The sequence below is a fragment of the Leisingera aquimarina DSM 24565 genome (assembly GCF_000473165.1).
GTDB lineage: Bacteria > Pseudomonadota > Alphaproteobacteria > Rhodobacterales > Rhodobacteraceae > Leisingera > Leisingera aquimarina.
Map to the genome: position 1 here is coordinate 2,011,759 of NZ_KI421504.1, position 19,073 is coordinate 2,030,831.

Consider the following 19,073-nt stretch of genomic DNA (forward strand, 5'->3'; position numbering starts at 1 on the left):
CTTGAAGAGTATGGGGTGCCCGGGCCAGGCTCCCCATTGGTTTTGCTAGGAAATGCGGGAAAATGGAAATCTCCTGCCGCAAAAGGCGTAAAACTTCCGGTTTCTGGATTAATTTGTGAAACCGTAATATAGTGGCATCTCATGCCAAATGAACCTGTGTGCCGGACGGTCGGAAAAGTCCGGGCAGCGGGGAAAGGGGGCGGGATGCTGATTGCGGTCGTGCTTGTGCTGATCGTGGCGGGATCTGTTGCGTTCCATCTGCTAAGTCCTTGGTGGTGGACGCCGATCGCGTCGAATTGGGACTATATCGACGATACGCTGGTTGTAACCTTCTGGATCACCGGCGCGGTATTTGCCGCGGTGGTCCTATTCATGGCCTATTGCGTCTGGAAATTCCGCCACCGGCCCGGGCACAAGGCAGAATTCGACCCGGAAAACAAACGGCTGGAGTTGTGGCTGACCGGGGTGACCGCTGTGGGAGTGGCGGCGATGCTGGTGCCGGGGCTGTTTGTGTGGAAGCAGTTCGTCACCGTGCCTGAGGACGCCACTGAACTTGAAGTCTTCGGCCAGCAATGGAGTTGGGCCTACCGGCTGCCCGGCGCTGACGGGGTGCTGGGCACTGCTGATGCGGAATGGGTGAACGGGGAAAACCCTTTGGGGGTCAATCCGCATGACCGCTTTGGCAAGGATGACCTGATCATCGAAGGCGGCGAGATCTATCTGCCGGTCGACAAGCCGGTGAAGCTGTTGCTGCGCTCGATTGATGTCCTGCACAATTTCTACGTGCCCGAGTTCCGCGCCAAGATGGACATGGTTCCGGGCATGGTCACCTACATCTGGCTCACACCCACCCGCACCGGAGCGTTTGAAGTGCTTTGCGCCGAATACTGCGGCACGGCGCATCCGTTTATGCGCGGCTATGTGACGGTGGTGGAGGCCGAAGAGTACCAGGAGTGGCTGCAGGAGCAGCTGACTTTTGAAGAATACGCAAACGCCGACGGTTCTCAAACCCGGCTCGCCGCGCGCTCATCCGCGGTTCCGTAACGCGATAATGCCGGTGCCCTGGCTGCGGGGGAAACAAGGTGTCCGTCCATGGGGGGCAGCCGGGCGGAAGGTAATTGTGACGGAGTATGGTAACTGTAACGGAGTTCTGTAATGACCGACTACTTGCCTGAACCAGACAGCAATCTGCCGCCGCGCGAAGTTGCCGATGTGATGCCGCCGCATGCGCACAGCTGGATCGGCAAATATGTCTTTTCTCAAGATGCCAAATACATCGCAATCCAGTATTCCGGCACCGCCATTGCAATCGGCATGGTGGCGCTGGTGCTGTCCTGGCTGATGCGGCTGCAGCTGGGCTTTCCCGGCACCTTCGACTTCATCACCCCCGAGGCCTACTACCAGTTTGTCACCATGCACGGGATGATCATGGTGGTCTATCTGCTGACCGCGATCTTTCTAGGCGGATTCGGCAATTACCTGATCCCCTTGATGGTCGGTGCGCGCGATATGGTGTTTCCCTTCGTCAATATGCTCAGCTTCTGGATCTATCTGCTGGCGGTGCTGGTGCTGGTGGCCAGCTTCTTTGTCCCCGGCGGTCCCACCGGCGCCGGCTGGACGCTGTATCCGCCGCAAGCCATTCTGTCTGGCACGCCGGGCGGTGCGCAGGGCGGTATCATCCTGATGCTGCTCTCGCTGATCCTGTTCATCATCGGCTTCACCATGGGCGGGTTGAACTATGCCGTGACCGTGCTGCAGGCCCGCACCCGCGGCATGACAATGATGCGGCTGCCGCTGACGGTCTGGGGGATCTTCACCGCCACGGTGATGGCACTGCTGGCGTTTCCGGCGCTGTTTGTGGCCTGTGTGATGATGCTGTTCGACCGGCTCCTGGGCACTTCGTTCTTCATGCCGACGCTGGTGGAGCTGGGCGAAAAGCTCAGTTACGGCGGCGGCAGCCCGATTGCTTTTCAGCACCTGTTCTGGTTCTTCGGCCACCCGGAGGTCTATATCGTGGCGCTGCCCGCGTTCGGCATCGTCTCCGATCTGATTGCAGTGCATGCGCGCAAGACCGTGTTTGGCTACCGGATGATGGTCTGGGCCATCGTTATCATCGGCGCGCTCAGCTTTATCGTCTGGGCGCACCATATGTATGTCTCCGGCATGCACCCGTGGTTCGGCTTCTTCTTTGCAACGACCACGCTGATCATCGCCATTCCAACCGCGATCAAGGTCTACAACTGGGTGCTGACCTTGTGGAAGGGCGACATTCACCTGACCATCCCGATGCTGTTTGCGCTGGGCTTTATCGTGACCTTCGTGAACGGCGGGCTGACCGGGCTGTTCCTGGGCAACGTGGTGGTAGACGTGCCGCTGTCGGACACCATGTTTGTGGTGGCCCATTTCCACATGGTGATGGGGGTGGCGCCGATTATGGTGATCTTTGGCGCGATCTATCACTGGTATCCGCTGATGACCGGCCGGCTGCTGAACCAGGCAATGGGGCAGATCCATTTCTGGGTCACCTTCATCGGTGCCTATGCGATCTTCTTCCCGATGCATTATGTCGGCCTCGTCGGGGTGCCGCGGCGCTATTTTGAGATCGGCGAGCCGGAGTTCCTCACCGCGCCGGTGGATGGGCTGAATGCCTTTATTTCATCGGCTGCGCTGATTGTCGGCGCGGTGCAGGTGCTGTTTCTGTTCAACATCTTCTGGAGCTTGCGTCACGGGCGCGCGTCGGGCGGCAATCCCTGGCGGGCGACGTCGCTAGAGTGGCAAACACCTGAAATCCCGCCCAGGCATGGCAATTGGGACGAGCTGCCCAATGTCTACCGCTGGGCCTATGACTACAGCGTGCCCGGCGCGGCTGAGGATTACGTCGCCCAGACTGACCCTTGGGTGCCGGACGGCGAGGGGCGGCGGCTGTGACCGTCATCCTGGCCTTCCTGGCGCTGGTCGCCTTGGCTGCCGGCCTGTGGCTGTCGCAGCAGCACTTGGCCTCCAAGCCCTGGCTGGAAACCGGGATAGCGCCCTTGGCCGGCCATGGTCCGGGCCGCGCGCCGGGTATCATCTTCATTGCGGTTTTTGTAACTGTGATCGGCGGGCTGTTTGCGATGCTCGGCAGCGCCTTTGTCATGCAGATCGAAGAAACCCCTTGGGAGCTGGTGCCGCTGCCCGGCCGGGTCTGGATGAACACGGCACTGTTGCTGCTGGCAAGTTTCTTTTTGCAGTTTGTGGTGATCTCGGCACGGGCCGGTACCACGCGCTGGCTGCGTGCCAGCCTGATTGCTGCCAGCATCGCCACACTCGCTTTTCTGGCGGGCCAGGTGCAGGTGTGGATCGCGCTGACCGGGGATGGTTACCAGTTGGATGGCACCCCTGCTGCGAGCTTTTTCTATCTGATCACCGGCCTGCACGGGCTGCATGTGCTGGGCGGTATAATTGCGCTGGCGGTCATCTGCGTCCGCCATACCGGGACCGGAGAACGGGCCGGAGACGTGAAGGCGCTGCTGCCGGGGGTGCGCCTCTGCGCGCTCTACTGGCACGCGCTGCTGGCGTTCTGGCTGATGCTGTTTGCGTTGCTGCAGGGCTGGGGCAATGCGTTTCTGGCGCTTTGCCGCGCGGCTGTGAGTTGAGGAGGGAAACCGATGGAACACCCATTGCAAGGCCAGGACCAGACGCTGCAGCAGCAGGGCCATAGCGGGTTTGCCGCCGATTGGGGCTCGGATCAGCGGGCCTTCAAGAAGGTCTCCTGGGGCAAGGCGATGATGTGGATCCTGCTGCTGAGCGATACCTTCGTCTTTGCCTGCTTTCTGGTCGCCTATCTGAACGCCCGCAACTCCACCACCGTGGACTGGCCCAACGCCAGCGAGGTTTTTGCCCTGCATATCGGCGGTGCAAATCTGCCGCTGATCCTGATCGCCATCATGACCTTTGTGCTGATCTCATCTTCCGGCACCATGGCGATGGCGGTGAATTGCGCCTACCGCAAGGCGCGCAAGGCCACCGCCGTGCTGATGCTGGCAACCGCCGCGCTGGGCGCGATGTTTGTCGGCATGCAGGCGTTTGAATGGTCCAAGCTGATCTCCGAGGGCGTGCGCCCCTGGGGCAACCCCTGGGGCGCAGAGCAGTTCGGCGCCAGTTTCTTTATGATCACCGGCTTTCACGGCACTCATGTCACCATCGGGGTGATTTTCCTTGTCCTCGTGGCTCTCAAGGTCTGGCGCGGTGACTTCGACCGCGATCAGCGCAGCTGGATGTCGGCGGGCAACGGCGACTACGAGGCGGTCGAAATCATGGGGCTTTACTGGCACTTTGTCGACCTGGTCTGGGTCTTCATCTTTGCATTCTTCTATCTGTGGTAGGGGACAGATATGGCACATTCACCACACGCAATGGACACAGAGCAAGGTGTCCATGAAGAGGGGCAGCAGCATCCGATCAAACTCTATTTCGCGGTCTGGATACTGTTGTTCGTGCTCAGCGCGGCCTCCTACTGGGTCGATTACGCCCAGTTGCAGGGGCTGCTGCGCTGGAGCCTGATCCTGATCTTCATGACGCTGAAGGCGGGGCTGATCATCGCGGTGTTCATGCATATGGCCTGGGAACGGCTGGCGCTGATCTATGCGGTTTTGCTGCCGCCCTTGGCGATGATCGGGCTGCTGGCCATTCTGATCATTGAATCGGACTACACCGCAGAGACCAGGGTGATCGAATTCGGCCAGGGGGCGGCAGCGGTCGAATAGATGCCCCGCCTGGCCGACAGGCCAGGCGCTGCCCTCCGCTTTCTATCTCGAAACCAACAACAGAAAAGGCGCCCCGGTTTTCCGGAGCGCCTTGTTAGCCTTTTAAATTTGCTTACGCCGCCAGGTCAAACCGGTCTGCGTTCATCACTTTGACCCAGGCCGCCACGAAGTCCCGCACAAACGCCGCCTCGCCGCCTGCCTGCGCATAAACCTCGGACAATGCCCGCAGCTGCGAGTTGGAGCCGAACACCAGATCCGCCCGCGTGCCGGTCCACTTGACTGCACCGCTGGCCCGGTCCCGGCCTTCATACGTTCCGTCCTCTGCCGGGGTCCACTCCACACCCATATCGGTGATAGTGGTGAAGAAGTCGGTGCTCAGCACCCCAGCCCGGTCGGTGAACACCCCGTGCTTGGAGCCGCCCTGATTGGCGCCCAGCACCCGCAGACCGCCGATCAGGGCGGTCATTTCCGGCGCGCCAAGGGTCAAAAGCTGCGCCCGGTCCACCAGCATCTTCTCTGCCGGCACACTGTAGGCGGCCTTCTGGTAGTTGCGGAAGCCATCGGCCTCCGGCTCCAGCACGGCAAAGCCTTCGACATCGGTCTGCTCCTGGCTGGCATCGGTGCGGCCAGGGGTGAAAGGCACGTCCACCGGGTGGCCTGCAGCCTTTGCAGCCTCTTCGACGCCGGCGCCTCCTGCCAGAACAATCAGATCAGCCAACGAGACCTTCTTGCTGCCAGAGGCGCTGGCATTGAATTCGCTCTGGATCTGCTCCAGCGCGTTCAGCACCTTGGCGAGCTGGTCCGGCTGGTTCACCTCCCAGTCCTTTTGCGGCGCAAGCCGGATACGGCCGCCATTGGCACCGCCGCGCTTGTCCGAACCGCGGAAGGTCGAGGCCGAGGCCCAGGCGGTGGCGACCAGCTCAGAGACCGACAGCCCAGTTGCCAGGATATTGGCCTTCAGCTGCGAGGTATCCTGCTCGTCCACCAGCGCATGATCCACCTCGGGTACCGGATCCTGCCAGATCAGATCTTCCGACGGTACGTCGCTGCCCAGATAGCGCGATTTCGGCCCCATGTCGCGGTGGCACAGCTTGAACCAGGCGCGGGCAAAGGCGTCAGCGAATTTCTCCGGGCTGGCATGGAATTCGCGCGAGATCTTCTCGTACTCCGGGTCCATCCGCAGCGACATATCGGCGGTGGTCATCATCGGTGCATGGCGCTTGCTTGGGTCATGGGCATCCACTACCATATGTTCGGGCGCCACATCCTGCGCGTGCCATTGCTGCGCCCCTGCGGGGCTTTTCTCCAGCTTCCACTCGTAACCGAACAGCACGTCGAAGTACCCCATGTCCCAGGTCGTCGGGTTCGGCTTCCAGGCCCCCTCGATACCTGAAGTCGTGGTGTCGCCGCCCTTGCCGGAGCCATGCGCATTGATCCAGCCAAGGCCCATCTGCTCCATCGATCCGGCTTCCGGCTCGGCACCGACCAGTTCAGGATCGCCTGCACCATGCGCCTTGCCAAAGGTGTGGCCGCCCGCAACCAGCGCCACGGTTTCCTCGTCATTCATGCCCATGCGGGCAAAGGTGTCGCGCACATCCAGCCCCGAGGCCGCCGGGTCCGGGTTTCCGTTCGGCCCTTCGGGGTTCACATAGATCAGGCCCATTTGCACCGCTGCTAGCGGGTTTTCCAGATCGCGGTCGCCGGAATAGCGCGCGTCGCCCAGCCAATCGGTCTCGGTGCCCCAATAGATGTCCTCCTCGGGCGCCCAGATGTCTTCGCGGCCGCCGCCAAAGCCAAAGACAGGGCCGCCCATCGATTCAATGGCGCAATTGCCTGCCAGGATCATCAGATCGCCCCAGGAGATCTTGTTGCCGTACTTCTGTTTGACCGGCCACAACAGGCGCCGGGCCTTGTCCAGGTTGCCATTGTCCGGCCAGGAGTTCACCGGCGCAAAGCGCTGGTTGCCGGTGCCGCCGCCGCCGCGGCCATCGGCGGTGCGGTAAGTGCCGGCACTGTGCCAGGCCATGCGGATGAATAGCCCGCCGTAATGGCCGTAGTCCGCAGGCCACCAGTCCTGGCTGTCAGTCATCAGCGCAAACAGATCCTTCTTCACGGCCTCCAGGTCGAGCGTCTTGAAGGCCTCGCGGTAGCTGAATTCAGCCCCCATCGGGTTCGACTTGGGCGTATGCTGATGCAGGATCTTCAGGTTCAGCTGGTTCGGCCACCAATCCTGGTTCGAGGTGCCGCCGCTGTCGGTGTTCAGCGCAGCGCCGTGCATCACCGGGCATTTTCCTGCGGGGGTATTTCCGTCCATATTCTTCTCCGATCGTGGCTTCAAATAGTTGAACTGCGTCGTGGCAGAAACGTTCCCGGATCAGTCCAGCAGCGCAGGCGCCGCCTGAAAATGCATTTGGGGCAAAGACTGCTGTTGCCGGGATTCCCTGTCGTCCTGCAGAGGAGGCTAGCAGGGAAACTCCATTGGATTAAGTTGCATTTATTCATCGCAGTGATAATGAAAAACTATGACAAACGTGACACTCCGCCAGATGCGCTATTTTGAGGCGCTGGCCCAGCACCGCCATTTCGGCCGCGCGGCAGGTGCCTGTGCAGTGTCGCAGCCCGCTTTGTCGGTTCAGATCAAGGAATTGGAGGAAGCGCTGGGGGTGCAGCTGGTCGAGCGCAGCGCCCGCCAAGTGCGGCTCACCAGTCTTGGCGAGGACCTGGCACTGCGCGTGCGCGGCATCCTGCGCTCGGTGGATGAGCTGGGTGAACTGGCGCGCGCTTCCCGTGAGGGCCTGGCGGGGCGGCTGCGGATCGGAGTGATTCCCACCATCGCGCCATACCTGCTGCCGTCCATCGTGGGGAATCTGACCCGGCAGTACCCCGAGGCGGACATCCGTGTGCGCGAAACCGTGACCCCAAGGCTGCTGGAAGAACTGGGAGAGGGGCGGCTGGACACCGCGATTGTGGCGCTGCCGGTCTCCGAGCCCGCCTTTGAGGAAGTTGCGCTGTTCGAGGAGGACTTTGTGTTGGTGCGTCCCGGCGAGGACACCGGAAAGCCGGTTCCTGGTCCCGATGGCCTGCGCGAAATGCGTCTGTTGCTGCTGGAGGAGGGGCATTGCTTCCGCGATCAGGCGCTATCGTTCTGCAACATGCAGTCGGCGGCTCCGCGCGAGCTGCTGGATGGCAGCTCGCTGTCGACCCTGGTGCAGATGGTCAGCGCCGGAATCGGCGTCACGCTGATTCCCGAAATGGCCGTCCCGGTCGAGACCCGCTCGGCTGTTGTCTCGGTTTCGCGGTTCCGGGATCCTCAGCCGGCCCGCACAATTGGCATGATCTGGCGCCGCAGCAACCCGCTCGCGCGGCAGCTTCTGCAGGTGGCAGAGGTGGTGCGGCAGGCTGCACAGGCTTTGCGCTCAAGTTATAGTCCGCTGAATTGAAACGGCTTTGTTGTGCGTTTGCGGACAATAATCTGCGCTGTTTCCCAGCGATTGAGTGCTGCCAAAGCCGCTGCAACCGCATGAGGAATGATGCGTAAAGGGCACGCTCACAACCATTTTACGGCCCTGCGGTTTCAGGCCTGAAAGTGCGTTGTTAAGCTTTCGTTAATAAAAACGAATTTAGGCAGGCATACAGGCAGATGAAAACGGGCTTTCGTGGCACGTTTGTTGTTTCCTGGTCGCAAACCGAGATTGACGGCCTTCCGGCCGCACCGGTTGACGCTCTTGATGTAGGGGCGGCTTGGGCTTGGCATGGCGATGCTGTGCGGGTGGACGGGCCGGCAGAGCTGTTGCGGCTGGATATGGCAAATGGCGAGGCAGATTTGCGCCGCCGGGCAGCACGGTCGGTGCGCCGGCTGGTCGGTGCAGCGGTTCAGAACCGGACCGATGTCGATGCGGTCGAGGTGGACGAACCGCTGATGGACAGCAGCTTTGTCGTGACCAACGGCGTGCAAAGTTTCACTGTTACCCTGATCGAAGTCGGGCCGGGCCAGCGCCCGCTCTTGATGTTCGTCGATGAACTCCCGCCGCGCGGTGCTGATCTTTGGGTCGTGCATCATTCGCTGAGCACGGCCGGTGCGGATCGTCCGCAAGGCGAGACCGGGGTGATCTGCTTTACGCCGGGCACTTTGATCGCAACGCCCGGAGGCCCGAAACGGGTCGAGCAGCTGCGCGAGGGCGAAAAGGTGCAGACCCGCGACAACGGTGCTCAGGAAATCCTCTGGATCGGGTCCCGCCGGATCAGCGGCGCGCGGCTGTTTGTGATGCCGCGGCTGCGGCCGATCCGCATCCACGCCGGGGCCTTGGGTATCGACCGGCCGGAGCAGGAGCTGCTGGTCTCCCCCGATCACCGGATGCTGTTGCGCGGCGACCGGGTGCGGGCGCTGTTCAATACGCCCGAAGTGCTGGTCGCCGCCGGCGATCTGGTCAACGGCCGCACCATTCTGCCCGACGCCTCGGTGCGGCAGGCGACCTATATCCATATCATGCTGGCAAACCACCAGGTGCTTTGGGCCAATGGGGTCGAGACCGAAAGCTTTCACCCCTCTAATGCGTCGTTGACGGCGCTCAGCGACTGTGACCGGGTACGGTTGTTCCATCTGCAGCCTGAGTTGGAGCGCAACCCGCTGGCCTATGGCGCTTATGCCCGCCGCAATCTGAGCGCGTCCGAGGCTGCGATTCTGGGCCACGAGGCGGCCTGAGCCTTTACGCATACTAGGCAGAACGCTTTTTCAGGTCCGGTCTGGGCTGCGCGTGCAAGGTTTCAAGCCGAACGCGCCGAAGCCGTGTTGACTCTGCCCCCCCCCCCTGTATAAGCGCGGCTTCATTGGTGTTGGTGGCCCCCGCAAGGGGTTCCCTGTCATGCCGCGAGGCAAGAGGACAACGCCCTTCGAAACCATAAACGAAGGAGATCAGCCGTGACCAAACGCACGTCTGCCAAGTACAAAATCGACCGCCGCATGGGCGAAAACATCTGGGGCCGTCCGAAGTCTCCGGTCAACCGCCGCGATTACGGCCCGGGCCAGCACGGCCAGCGCCGCAAGGGTAAACTGTCCGACTTCGGCATCCAGCTGCGCGCCAAGCAGAAGCTGAAGGGCTACTACGGCGACCTGACCGAAAAGCAGTTCCGCCGCATCTACGGCGAAGCTGTGCGTGTGAACGGCGACACCGGTGAAAATCTGATCGGCCTGCTCGAGCGCCGCCTCGACGCCGTTGTCTACCGTGCCAAGTTTGTTGCGACCGTTTTTGCGGCCCGCCAGTTCGTGAACCACGGCCACGTGACCGTGAACGGCAAGCGCGTCAACATCCCCTCCTACCGCGTGAAAGAGGGCGACGTGATCGAAGTCCGCGACAAGTCCAAGCAGATGGTTGCTGTTCTGGAAGCCACCCAGCTGGCCGAGCGCGACGTTCCTGATTACATCGAAGCCGACCACTCCAAGCTGAAGGCAACCTTCGTGCGCACCCCTGGCCTGGGCGACGTGCCGTACCCGGTTCTGATGGAACCGAATCTGGTTGTGGAATTCTACGCCAAGAACTAAGCCTGCTGCCGTCACGGCGCATGGCGAAAGGGCTGTCCTGCGGGGCAGCCTTTTTTCGTTTCCTGCAATGCTGTGCCCACATTGGTAAAACCCAGTAGCCCTGCGCGCCGCCTGCCACTATCCTGCCTGTAAAACGACAGGGAGTAAGTGATGAAAACCTATCTGAAGGCCGCCGCCGCCATTGCAGTATTGACCGCCGCCTCCGCAGGCGCCGCGCCGCTTAAACTGGCTCCGGCAGATCCGCAGCCCTCCGGCGTCAAGCCGGGGCTGTCTGTGGTTTATGCCTATCCGCATGATGTGAAGTCTCTGGTTGAGGCCTCCTCGGCGCTGAAGATCTCCAGCGAGCCGGGCCAACCCATCGAGGGCCTGGATAACCGCGACACGGAGGAGGGGCAGAACACGCTCACTTCCAAACGGGCGCTGAACGTTGTGGCTCGGATCACCGGCTATGTGAAGATTGACCAGCCCGGCATCCACAATATCGACTTCCTCACCAATGACGGGCTGCGCGCCAGGGTCGGCGGCCAGGTGGTGGGTGAATACGACGGCCGGCAGTCCTGCGACAGCACCATCCTGACAGAAGTAGAGGTGCCGTCTGCGGGCTGGTATCCGGTCGACATCCTTTACTTTCAGCGCCTCGGCACCGCCTGCCTGCACATGCGCATGGGTCCGGACGGCAAGCGCCCAAAATGGATGAAAGACAGCGCCTTCGGGCATTAAACGACCGCAGCTTCTTTCTGGTTGAAAATACTCCGGGGAAGCCCGCAGGGCTGGGGGCGGCGCCCCCTTTTAACCCGTTCTCCTACAACGGCAGCGGACGTCCCTCGGCGATGGCCTCCATCGCGAAATAGGAGGTTACGCTGTCCAGCTCGACACCTGAAATCAACCGCTGATACACCTTGTCATAGCTGGCCATATCCTCGGTTACCACTTTCAGCTGATAATCGTAATCGCCGCCGATGCGGTGGAAATCCACCACCTCGGGAATGGTCAGCACATGGCGGCGGAATTTTTGCAGCCAGTCTGCTGAATGATGCCTTGTGCGTAGCAGCACAAAAACCACCAGATCCAGGCCCAGCTGCTTGCGGTCCAGCCGCGCGGTCGAGCCCTTGAGCAGCCCGCTGTCGTTCAACGCCTTCAGCCGCCGCCAGCAGGCGTTCTGCGACAGCCCCACCTGATCGGCCAGCTCCCGTTGCGACAAGCTGGCATCCTGCTGCAGCGCACGCAAAATGTTTCTGTCAATTTGATCGGCGATTTTGCTCATCTATGGATCATATGACACAAAGAAAGCGTAATCCACTCAAGAAATGATAAAGAAAACGCGACAAATTCCGTTCATGCTGACTTTAGCAGATCACGGAGGCGCGATATGACCCTGGCAGCATTCAAAAACACAATCCGGCAGGCGGCTCAAAGCGGCGCCTTGGGCCGCAGCGTGATCGGCGACGGGGTGATGATTCCGGGCCTCGATGGCGAGGTGCCGCTGGTCTATGCCGATTACGTTGCCTCCGGCCGGGCGCTGCGACAGGTCGAGGATTTCGTGGCAGTCCAGGTGCTGCCTTTCTATGCCAACTCCCATACCGAGGCCTCCTATTGCGGCACGCAGATGACCCGCCTGCGCCGCGAGGCACGAGCTGAGATCGCCCGCATGACCGGCGCCACTGGCGATGATGCGGTGATTTTCACCGGATCGGGCGCCACCGCGGGTCTCAACCGGCTGGTCAGCCTTTTTGGCGTGAACGAGGCTGTCCGGCCGGTTGTTTTCATTGGCCCTTATGAACATCACTCCAACATCCTTCCCTGGCGCGAAAGCAAGGCGGTGGTGGTGGAAATCCCCGAGGCCGCCGAGGGCGGGGCGGATCTGGCGGTTCTGGAGCTTGCCCTGAAGCAGCACGCCGACAGTGACCTGAAGATCGGCAGTTTTTCGGCGGCCTCTAACGTCACCGGCATCCTGACCGATCCTGATCCCATCAGTTGCCTGCTGCATGAACACGGTGCGCTGGCGGTCTGGGACTATGCCGGCGGCGGCCCGTACCTGCCGATAGACATGGGTAGCAACGGGGCAGAGCGCAAGGATGCCGTCGTGGTCTCGCCGCACAAGTTTCCGGGCGGTCCCGGTGCCTCGGGTGTGCTGGTGGTCAACACAGGCGCGGTACGCCGCAGTTGCCCGTCCTGGCCGGGCGGGGGGACAGTCAGCTTTGTGTCCCCCTGGCAGCATGAATACAGCCTGGACCTGGCGACCCGCGAAGAAGCCGGCACGCCGAATGTGATCGGCGACATCCGCGCAGCGCTGGCATTTCTAGTGAAGGAGGCGGTCGGCCAAGATCAGATCGAAGCCCGTGAAGCCAAGTTTGCAGGCATGGCCTGGGCGGGCTGGTCGTCCAATCCGCGGCTGCAGATCCTTGGCCATCGCGACGCGCACCGGCTACCGATCTTCTCCTTCCTGGTCTCGGACGGGGCGGGCAATCCGGTCCATCAGCAGCTGTTCACCCGGATGCTGAGCGATGTCTACGGCATCCAGGCCCGCGGCGGCTGCGCCTGTGCGGGACCCTATGCGCACCGGCTGCTGGGCATTGGTCAGCCTGAGTCGGAAAGGCTGTTTGCCGACCTGCAGGCAGGCGAGGAAATGAAGAAACCCGGCTGGGTCCGGCTCAACTTCTCATACCTGATGGAAGAGGAACGCGCGCGATACATCATTGATTGCGTCAACGATCTGACCCAAAGGGCAGGGGAGCTTGCGGCCCGTTACAATGTCGATCCGGAAACCGCGCGGTTCAAGGCGCTGGTTGCATAGGAACAAACGGGCGGGGTGCTTTCCCGGGGCTAGGAAACACCTCACATACACGTGACATGTAGGTATCGAATCCCTGTATTTAAAGGGGGAATATGCCGGTCAAATCCCCCGCGACAGCGCGAACGGGTGCGTGGCACGCTTTAACAGTATTTTATTGATTGGAGCACTGTTATGGCCCTAAAGCTTTCCGCCCCTGTTGGTGACAAGAAACGGATCACCAAACCGGACCCCAAGACTGGCGAGAGCAAATTCAAGCCGGTCAAAAATGCCCCCGCAGATGTAGAGCTGGTCCGCCTGATGCTCAAAGCAAACGGCTATTCCATCGAGGTCAGCACCAAATGCGACGCCGGGCTGATTAAGACCATCAAGGACTTTCAGAAGAAGAAACTGGGCTTCCGCAAGCCCGACGGCATTGTCGACCCCGGCATGCGCACCTGGAACGCAGGTCTGCCCAAACTGGCGGCGCAATATGCCACTGATACCAAGATCGAACGGGTTGAGGTCGTCGAAAACGGCAAGACCAAGCTGATCACCGTGGCGGAGTTTGAAGCCGGGCAGGAGGAGCTGCGGCGCAAACTTCTGGCCAAGGCCAACATGATGTACGGCCAGGCGGAATCCTGGGTTGATTTCTGCAATGAGGTCGAAAGCACCCGCCAGGGCAACGACACTTTCCTGAACGCCCTGACGGAATTCGCCGTCAGCGTTGTCAATGACAAGACCGACCCGCCCTGGACGCCAATCCTTAATGCCCGTTCCGAATCCAGCCTGCTGAAAACGCTGACGACCAAGAAGAAGCCCGACTGGAAAAAGGTCTACAAACAGGATGTTAAGGCCTCAAAAGCTTATAACACCGGCGGCAAGGCCTTCAAGAAGTTCATTGACCAGCGGATCGCCACTGCCGGCGGGATTGTCTGGAAGCTGGAAGTGGTGCGCGAGGTTTCCTTTGCCGTGGTCGAAACCTACATGACCGCCCGTCTGGTGGCGACCAAGGGCATGTCACCGGCCAAGGCCCACGCCATTGCCGCCGCCAGCACCGAAGCGCTGAAATCCAGCGCCGGCCAGCTGGGCGAGCATCTGGCGGGCAACAAGGTCACTTGGGACGGTGCCGCCAAGAAGGTCTTCATCGACAGTTTCATCGCAGGCCTTGCAGGCGCTGCCGGCGGCAAGCTGACGTCCAAGCTGTCAGCCGGCCTCGCGGATGATCTGGCCAAGGCCGCAGCCTCGAAACTTTCGCGGGAGTTCCCCAAAAAGGCGGTGAAGGTTTTCTTTGAGAAGTTCCTGAAATCCAAGGCCGGCGAGGCCATGGTGACCGAGGCCCTGAAGGAAACCATCGGCCTGGCCAAGCCCCTGATCGAAAAGGGCCGCCCGCCGAACACCAAGGAGATCAAGGAAAGCATCGCCAAGATCCTGACCGCGGGCATCATGTCGGCGGGCGCAGGCAAGGCGCTGGACAAATTCTCCTCCGGTTTCACTGGTGCTGCGGAGAAGTTCCTCAAGACCAAGCTGGCGCCCGCGGCCATGGAAGGCGCGGTCAAGAAGGATCTGATCGCCAAATACGGCACCAAGGCCACCGAGGATTTCATCAAGCTGCACGGCGACGCGATCTATGGCGAGATTGCCAAGCAAATCAGTGGCAAGACCTTCAGCAAATATGCAGGCGAGGTTCTGACCAGCTCGGACGGCTCGCAATCAGCCTCGACCATGCAGAAGCAGGCCAACGAGGCGATGCGCAAGGACATGGAGCTGCGTAAGCAGATCCAGAAAATCATCATGGCCGAAGCCAAACGCAAGATGCCCAAGTCGGCAGCGGCGCATTAACGCCGGCTGCACCGTCATTGGGGGCTGCCGCTGGGGGGCGGCAGCATGGGGGAAGCGTCATCTTGGTGCTTCCCCACCAGCCTTTGGGCCGCTAGAACGGGCAGGAATTAAGGAGCCCGTATTATGACCCAACTCACACCGCAGCCCGGTATCATGGACATCGCTCTGTACCAGGGCGGGGCTGCCCATGTGAATGGGGTGAGCAATGTTGTGAAGCTCTCCTCGAACGAGAACCCCTTTGGCCCCAGTCCGCGCGCGATCCAGGCGATGCAGGACGCGGCGGCCACCATGCACCGCTATCCCAGCTCGGATCATGGCGCATTGCGGCAGGCGATCGGCGAAGTTCACGGGCTGGAGCCGGAGCAAATCATCTGCGGCGCGGGCAGCGACGAGATCATTGCCTTTCTGTGTCAGGCCTATGCCGGCCCGGGCGACGAGGTGCTTTATACCGAACACGGCTTTGCCATGTACCGCATCAGCGCACTGGCCGCTGGCGCGACACCTGTGGAGGTGAAAGAGCGCGAGCGCGTTACCGACGTGGACGCACTGCTGGCGGGCTGCACCGACCGTACCAGGCTCGTGTTCATCGCCAACCCGAACAACCCCACCGGCACCATGATCAGCGAGGCTGAGGTGGCGCGGCTGGCCGATGGCTTGCCTGATGGCGCGCTTCTGGTGCTCGACGGCGCCTATGCCGAATATGTCGAAGGTTTTGATGCGGGCGCCGCGGTGATGGGCGCGCGCAGAAATGTTTTCATGACCCGCACCTTTTCCAAGATCTACGGGCTGGGCGGCGCGCGGATCGGCTGGGGCTATGGCCCTCGGGAGATCATCAATGTGCTGAACCGGGTCCGCGGCCCCTTCAACGTCTCCAGCACCGCGCTTGCGGGGGCTGAAGCCTCGGTGCGCGATGTGGGATATGTGGGCCAGTGCAGAGCCGAGAATGCCAAATGGCGCGCTTGGCTGGCAAATGCACTGGCGGAATTGGGCGTTCCCTCGGATGTCTCCAGCACCAACTTCATCCTGGCCCGCTTCTCCAGCCAGGCAGAGGCAGAGGCCTGCGACCTTTACCTGCAAGCGCAGGGCCTGATCGTGCGCCGGGTAGCGGGCTACAACCTGCCCACCGCGCTGCGCATCACCATTGGCGACGAAGACGCCTGCCGCCGCATTGCGCAAGGGGTCAAGGCTTTCAAAGAGGGGCAAGTATGAGCGAGCAAGTCTACGGCCGTGTTGCGCTGATCGGCCTTGGCCTGATTGCCTCCTCGATGTTCTGGGCGATGAAACGCGCAGGGCTGGCGGGTGAGGTCACCGGTTATGCCCGCAGCGAAGAAACCCGCCGCACGGCGCGCCGCATCGGCCTCTGCGACCGCGTCTGCGACAGCGCGCGGGAGGCTGTGCAGGATGCTGACCTAGTGGTGCTCTGCGTTCCCGTCGGCGCCATGGGCCCAGTGATGGAAGACATCGCCGCGCTGCTGAAGCCCGGCGCCACAGTCTCGGACGTGGGGTCGGTCAAACGCCATGTGATCGACGCCGTGCTGCCGCATATTCCCGAAGGTGTGCATTTCGTGCCCGCCCACCCGCTGGCCGGGACCGAGCATTCGGGGCCGGAATCGGGTTTTGCCGAGCTGTTCGACAACCGATGGTCGCTGCTGGTGCCGGTCGAGGGCACCGATCCGGAAGCCACCGCCCGCCTGCGTGCCCTGTGGGAAGGGATGGGCGCCAATGTCGATGAGATGGACGCCGATCACCACGACCTGGTTCTGGCCGTCACCTCGCACACGCCGCACCTCATTGCCTACACCATGGTGGGCGTCGCCGATGACCTGCGCCGGGTGACCGACAGCGAGGTGATCAAATACTCCGCCGCCGGCTTCCGCGACTTCACCCGCATCGCCGCCTCGGACCCGACCATGTGGCGCGATGTGTTCCTGACCAACAAGGACGCCACGCTGGAAATCCTGGGCCGCTTCACCGAGGAGCTGTTTGCCCTTCAGCGTGCCATCCGCACCGGCGATGGCGAACACCTGCACGATTACTTCACGCGCACCCGCGCCATCCGCCGCGGTATTATCGAGGCCGGCCAGGACACCGATGCGCCGGACTTTGGCCGGGGGCAGAAGAAGTGATCCGCGCGGGCGCCCTTCTGCTGGCAGCACTGCTTGGCGGTGCCGCGCTGGCCGCTGCGCCGGAAACCTCGCTTGAGCCGCCTGCGCGCCCGCAGGCTGACGCGGGCTTAGAGGCCGCTGGCATAGTCCCTGCACCAGAATTCCGCCCGGTTTCGTGGCCGCAATCGGAACAGATCCTGGCGGCAGCAGCCCGCCCCGCAGATCGGCCGCTGCTGGGGCCGGGATCGTCGCTGCTGCCCTTTGCACGGCCGGACAGCCTGGCAGAGCAGGTGCTGTTCAAGCGCCGCAAGCGGCGCAAGGGGTCGGTCTGCGGCGATATCGACATTCAGGGCGATAGCGTTGGCCACGTTTCAGGCATGCTGCCCGGCTGCGGCGCCAAAGATGCGGTGCGGGTGCGCGAGATTGCCGGGGTGCGCCTCAGCCAGGCCTCGCTGATGACTTGCAACACAGCCCGTGCGCTGAAGACTTGGATCAACCGCGAGGTCGAAACCGCCTTTGGCCGCCGCAACAAGGTGGTCTCCCTGCGCGTCGCCGCGCATTATGCGTGCCGCACCCGCAACAACCGCCCCGGTGCCAAGATTTCGGAACATGGCAAAGGGCAGGCAATCGACATCTCCGGCTTCACCCTTGCCAGCGGTGAGACGGTGACGGTGCTGAAGGGCTGGCAGAACCGCAAGACCCGCAAGACGTTGAAAAAGGTCTGGCGCGCAGCTTGCGGACCCTTCGGCACTGTGCTGGGGCCGGAGGCCGACCGCTATCACCGCGACCATTTCCACCTGGATGTAGCGCGCCACCGCGGCGGTTCGTATTGCCGCTAGCGGCGTGCTCCTGCGCCTGAAAGTGCCCACGGGCACATTACAGTCTTGGGCCGGGCATACTGCGCGCGCGAAGTGGAATTGCTGAGACGTGCGTCAGGTTGGGCTGGCCCCGAAGCGCCTGTTCAATTTTGTTATTCATGGTCTGCAAAGGGCAGCGGCGGCCTTTGGCAGGCTGCGCTTGCAGGCTTCTTTAGCGGATGATCAGCCGCGGGGCGCGGCCCAGGGGCAGGGGGCCAAGTGTCACGTAGCCGCCGGAGAACCCCAGCGTGATGTCCAGGTTCCGCGGGTTGCCGCTCGTTTCAGCCAGGAGGCTCAGTACGCGCTCGACAGAGCTGCGCAGGCTGGGAGGCAGCGCGCCGCTGCGTACCGCCATCAGCACCAGCCCGCGCCAGTTTTCCGCCTGCAGTGTAATTCCGCCCTCTGGCAGGCCCTGGGTGTCCACTGTCAGCGTTCCGGCGGCCTTCAGCCGTAGGTCGCCCCAGCCGGCCTCTGCCAGTTCCAGATCGATCCGGCGCGGCTGCGGCCGCCGCTGTTCCAGTGCGGCCCGGTCCCAGGGCGCGTCAAAGGCAACCGTCAGCTCCAATGCCAGCGTGTCAAACTGTTCCGGAAGTGCGGAATTGGCCGCCAGCAGCCGCCGCCAGGCGGCGCGCGGGGCAAGCTCAGCGGTTTCTGCCGTAACCCGGTAGACCTCAGGCCTGTCCGACTGCACCATGCGCAGGTCCAGCGACGCGCCGCTCAGCACCGTCTCGCCGCTTCGTGCGATCTGCCACGGGGCCGAGATCAGCGCCAGTTCCTCCAATTCCAGCGCCGCACCCGGCGCCAGATGCAGGCTGGCTTGCAGGCCTTGAGCCGTGATCACCGCGGTCTGGTCGAAATAGGACAGCCGCTGGGCCGAGGCAGGGAAGTGCAGGTCCAGTTTGCCCGGCCAGGCAGCAGGGCTTGCCAGATCCAGCCAGTCGGCCCGCCAGGCGGTGCCGGTGCCGGGATCAGCCAGCGCCGGGCGGCTGATCCGGGTCATATGGCGGATAGGGTAGCCGCTGGTTTCAAGAGCAGAGAACTCAGCCTGCCAGCCCCGCCGCTCTTGCTCGGCAAACCAAGCCGCGATGCCGCTGCGCAGCCCCCAGGACGCTGCGGCCCAATACAGGCTCCACACCATCAGGGCGGCAATCAGCAGTTTTGCCAGGCGCATCGGATAGCCTCTTTTGTCCGGATCAGGATTGCTGTTTATAGAGG

General features: G+C 62.3%; 17 protein-coding genes. 14 read left to right on the top strand and 3 right to left on the bottom strand.

The window, feature by feature from the left end:
* The first annotated feature begins 204 nt into the window (after positions 1 to 204).
* The 5 genes from AQUI_RS0114010 (at position 205) to AQUI_RS0114030 (ending at position 4,745) form a co-directional block, all read left to right on the top strand.
* Positions 205 to 1,044, top strand: coding sequence for a cytochrome c oxidase subunit II (locus AQUI_RS0114010; RefSeq protein WP_027258064.1), 840 nt, complete (start codon positions 205 to 207; stop codon positions 1,042 to 1,044).
* A 111-nt stretch (positions 1,045 to 1,155) separates the two neighbouring features.
* The gene (locus AQUI_RS0114015) at positions 1,156 to 2,928 is read left to right on the top strand and encodes a cbb3-type cytochrome c oxidase subunit I (protein WP_027258065.1); all 1,773 of its coding nucleotides are present in this window, start codon (positions 1,156 to 1,158) and stop codon (positions 2,926 to 2,928) included.
* Entirely contained in the window at positions 2,925 to 3,635 is a 711-nt protein-coding gene (locus tag AQUI_RS0114020) for a cytochrome c oxidase subunit 3 (protein ID WP_027258066.1), read from the top strand. The genes AQUI_RS0114015 and AQUI_RS0114020 overlap by 4 nt, the downstream gene beginning before the upstream one ends.
* 12 nt (positions 3,636 to 3,647) lie before the next feature.
* Positions 3,648 to 4,364, top strand: coding sequence for a heme-copper oxidase subunit III family protein (locus AQUI_RS0114025; RefSeq protein ID WP_027258067.1), 717 nt, complete (start codon positions 3,648 to 3,650; stop codon positions 4,362 to 4,364).
* Between the two features lie 9 nt (positions 4,365 to 4,373).
* Positions 4,374 to 4,745 (top strand): cytochrome C oxidase subunit IV family protein, encoded by a 372-nt coding sequence (locus AQUI_RS0114030; protein ID WP_027258068.1) that lies wholly within the window; start codon positions 4,374 to 4,376, stop codon positions 4,743 to 4,745.
* A gap of 112 nt (positions 4,746 to 4,857) precedes the next feature.
* On the opposite strand, the gene katG is transcribed toward AQUI_RS0114030, so the two are convergent.
* The gene (katG, locus tag AQUI_RS0114035; protein WP_027258069.1) at positions 4,858 to 7,059 is read right to left on the bottom strand and encodes a catalase/peroxidase HPI; all 2,202 of its coding nucleotides are present in this window, start codon (positions 7,057 to 7,059) and stop codon (positions 4,858 to 4,860) included.
* A gap of 208 nt (positions 7,060 to 7,267) precedes the next feature.
* On the opposite strand from katG, the gene AQUI_RS0114040 reads away from it, so the two are divergent.
* From AQUI_RS0114040 to AQUI_RS0114055, 4 genes are all read left to right on the top strand, one after another.
* Positions 7,268 to 8,185, top strand: coding sequence for a LysR substrate-binding domain-containing protein (locus tag AQUI_RS0114040; protein WP_027258070.1), 918 nt, complete (start codon positions 7,268 to 7,270; stop codon positions 8,183 to 8,185).
* Between the two features lie 200 nt (positions 8,186 to 8,385).
* Entirely contained in the window at positions 8,386 to 9,447 is a 1,062-nt protein-coding gene (locus tag AQUI_RS0114045; RefSeq protein WP_027258071.1) for a Hint domain-containing protein, read from the top strand.
* Positions 9,448 to 9,663: 216 nt separating this feature from the next.
* Positions 9,664 to 10,284: a 30S ribosomal protein S4 gene (rpsD, locus tag AQUI_RS0114050; protein ID WP_027258072.1), complete on the top strand. Its 621-nt coding sequence runs from the start codon at positions 9,664 to 9,666 to the stop codon at positions 10,282 to 10,284.
* Between the two features lie 150 nt (positions 10,285 to 10,434).
* Entirely contained in the window at positions 10,435 to 11,004 is a 570-nt protein-coding gene (locus AQUI_RS0114055; RefSeq protein ID WP_027258073.1) for a PA14 domain-containing protein, read from the top strand.
* Between the two features lie 82 nt (positions 11,005 to 11,086).
* On the opposite strand, the gene AQUI_RS0114060 is transcribed toward AQUI_RS0114055, so the two are convergent.
* Positions 11,087 to 11,548, bottom strand: a complete 462-nt coding sequence (locus AQUI_RS0114060; RefSeq protein ID WP_027258074.1) for an Lrp/AsnC family transcriptional regulator — start codon at positions 11,546 to 11,548, stop codon at positions 11,087 to 11,089.
* A 105-nt stretch (positions 11,549 to 11,653) separates the two neighbouring features.
* On the opposite strand from AQUI_RS0114060, the gene AQUI_RS0114065 reads away from it, so the two are divergent.
* From AQUI_RS0114065 to AQUI_RS0114085, 5 genes are all read left to right on the top strand, one after another.
* Complete coding sequence (locus tag AQUI_RS0114065; RefSeq protein ID WP_027258075.1) at positions 11,654 to 13,078, top strand: aminotransferase class V-fold PLP-dependent enzyme; 1,425 nt, start codon at positions 11,654 to 11,656, stop codon at positions 13,076 to 13,078.
* A 171-nt stretch (positions 13,079 to 13,249) separates the two neighbouring features.
* Positions 13,250 to 14,896 carry a peptidoglycan-binding protein gene (locus tag AQUI_RS0114070; protein WP_027258076.1) on the top strand — a complete coding sequence of 549 codons (1,647 nt, stop codon included), beginning with the start codon at positions 13,250 to 13,252 and terminating at the stop codon, positions 14,894 to 14,896.
* A 123-nt stretch (positions 14,897 to 15,019) separates the two neighbouring features.
* Complete coding sequence (hisC, locus tag AQUI_RS0114075) at positions 15,020 to 16,105, top strand: histidinol-phosphate transaminase (RefSeq protein ID WP_027258077.1); 1,086 nt, start codon at positions 15,020 to 15,022, stop codon at positions 16,103 to 16,105.
* Positions 16,102 to 17,022 carry a prephenate/arogenate dehydrogenase family protein gene (locus tag AQUI_RS0114080; RefSeq protein WP_027258078.1) on the top strand — a complete coding sequence of 307 codons (921 nt, stop codon included), beginning with the start codon at positions 16,102 to 16,104 and terminating at the stop codon, positions 17,020 to 17,022. The genes hisC and AQUI_RS0114080 overlap by 4 nt, the downstream gene beginning before the upstream one ends.
* On the top strand, positions 17,019 to 17,840 hold the full coding sequence (locus AQUI_RS0114085) for an extensin-like domain-containing protein (RefSeq protein WP_027258079.1): 822 nt from the start codon (positions 17,019 to 17,021) through the stop codon (positions 17,838 to 17,840). The genes AQUI_RS0114080 and AQUI_RS0114085 overlap by 4 nt, the downstream gene beginning before the upstream one ends.
* Before the next feature lie 190 nt (positions 17,841 to 18,030).
* Here the strand turns inward: AQUI_RS0114085 and AQUI_RS0114090 are convergent, their stop codons facing one another.
* Positions 18,031 to 19,029: a DUF2125 domain-containing protein gene (locus AQUI_RS0114090; RefSeq protein ID WP_027258080.1), complete on the bottom strand. Its 999-nt coding sequence runs from the start codon at positions 19,027 to 19,029 to the stop codon at positions 18,031 to 18,033.
* Between the last annotated feature and the right edge of the window lie 44 nt (positions 19,030 to 19,073).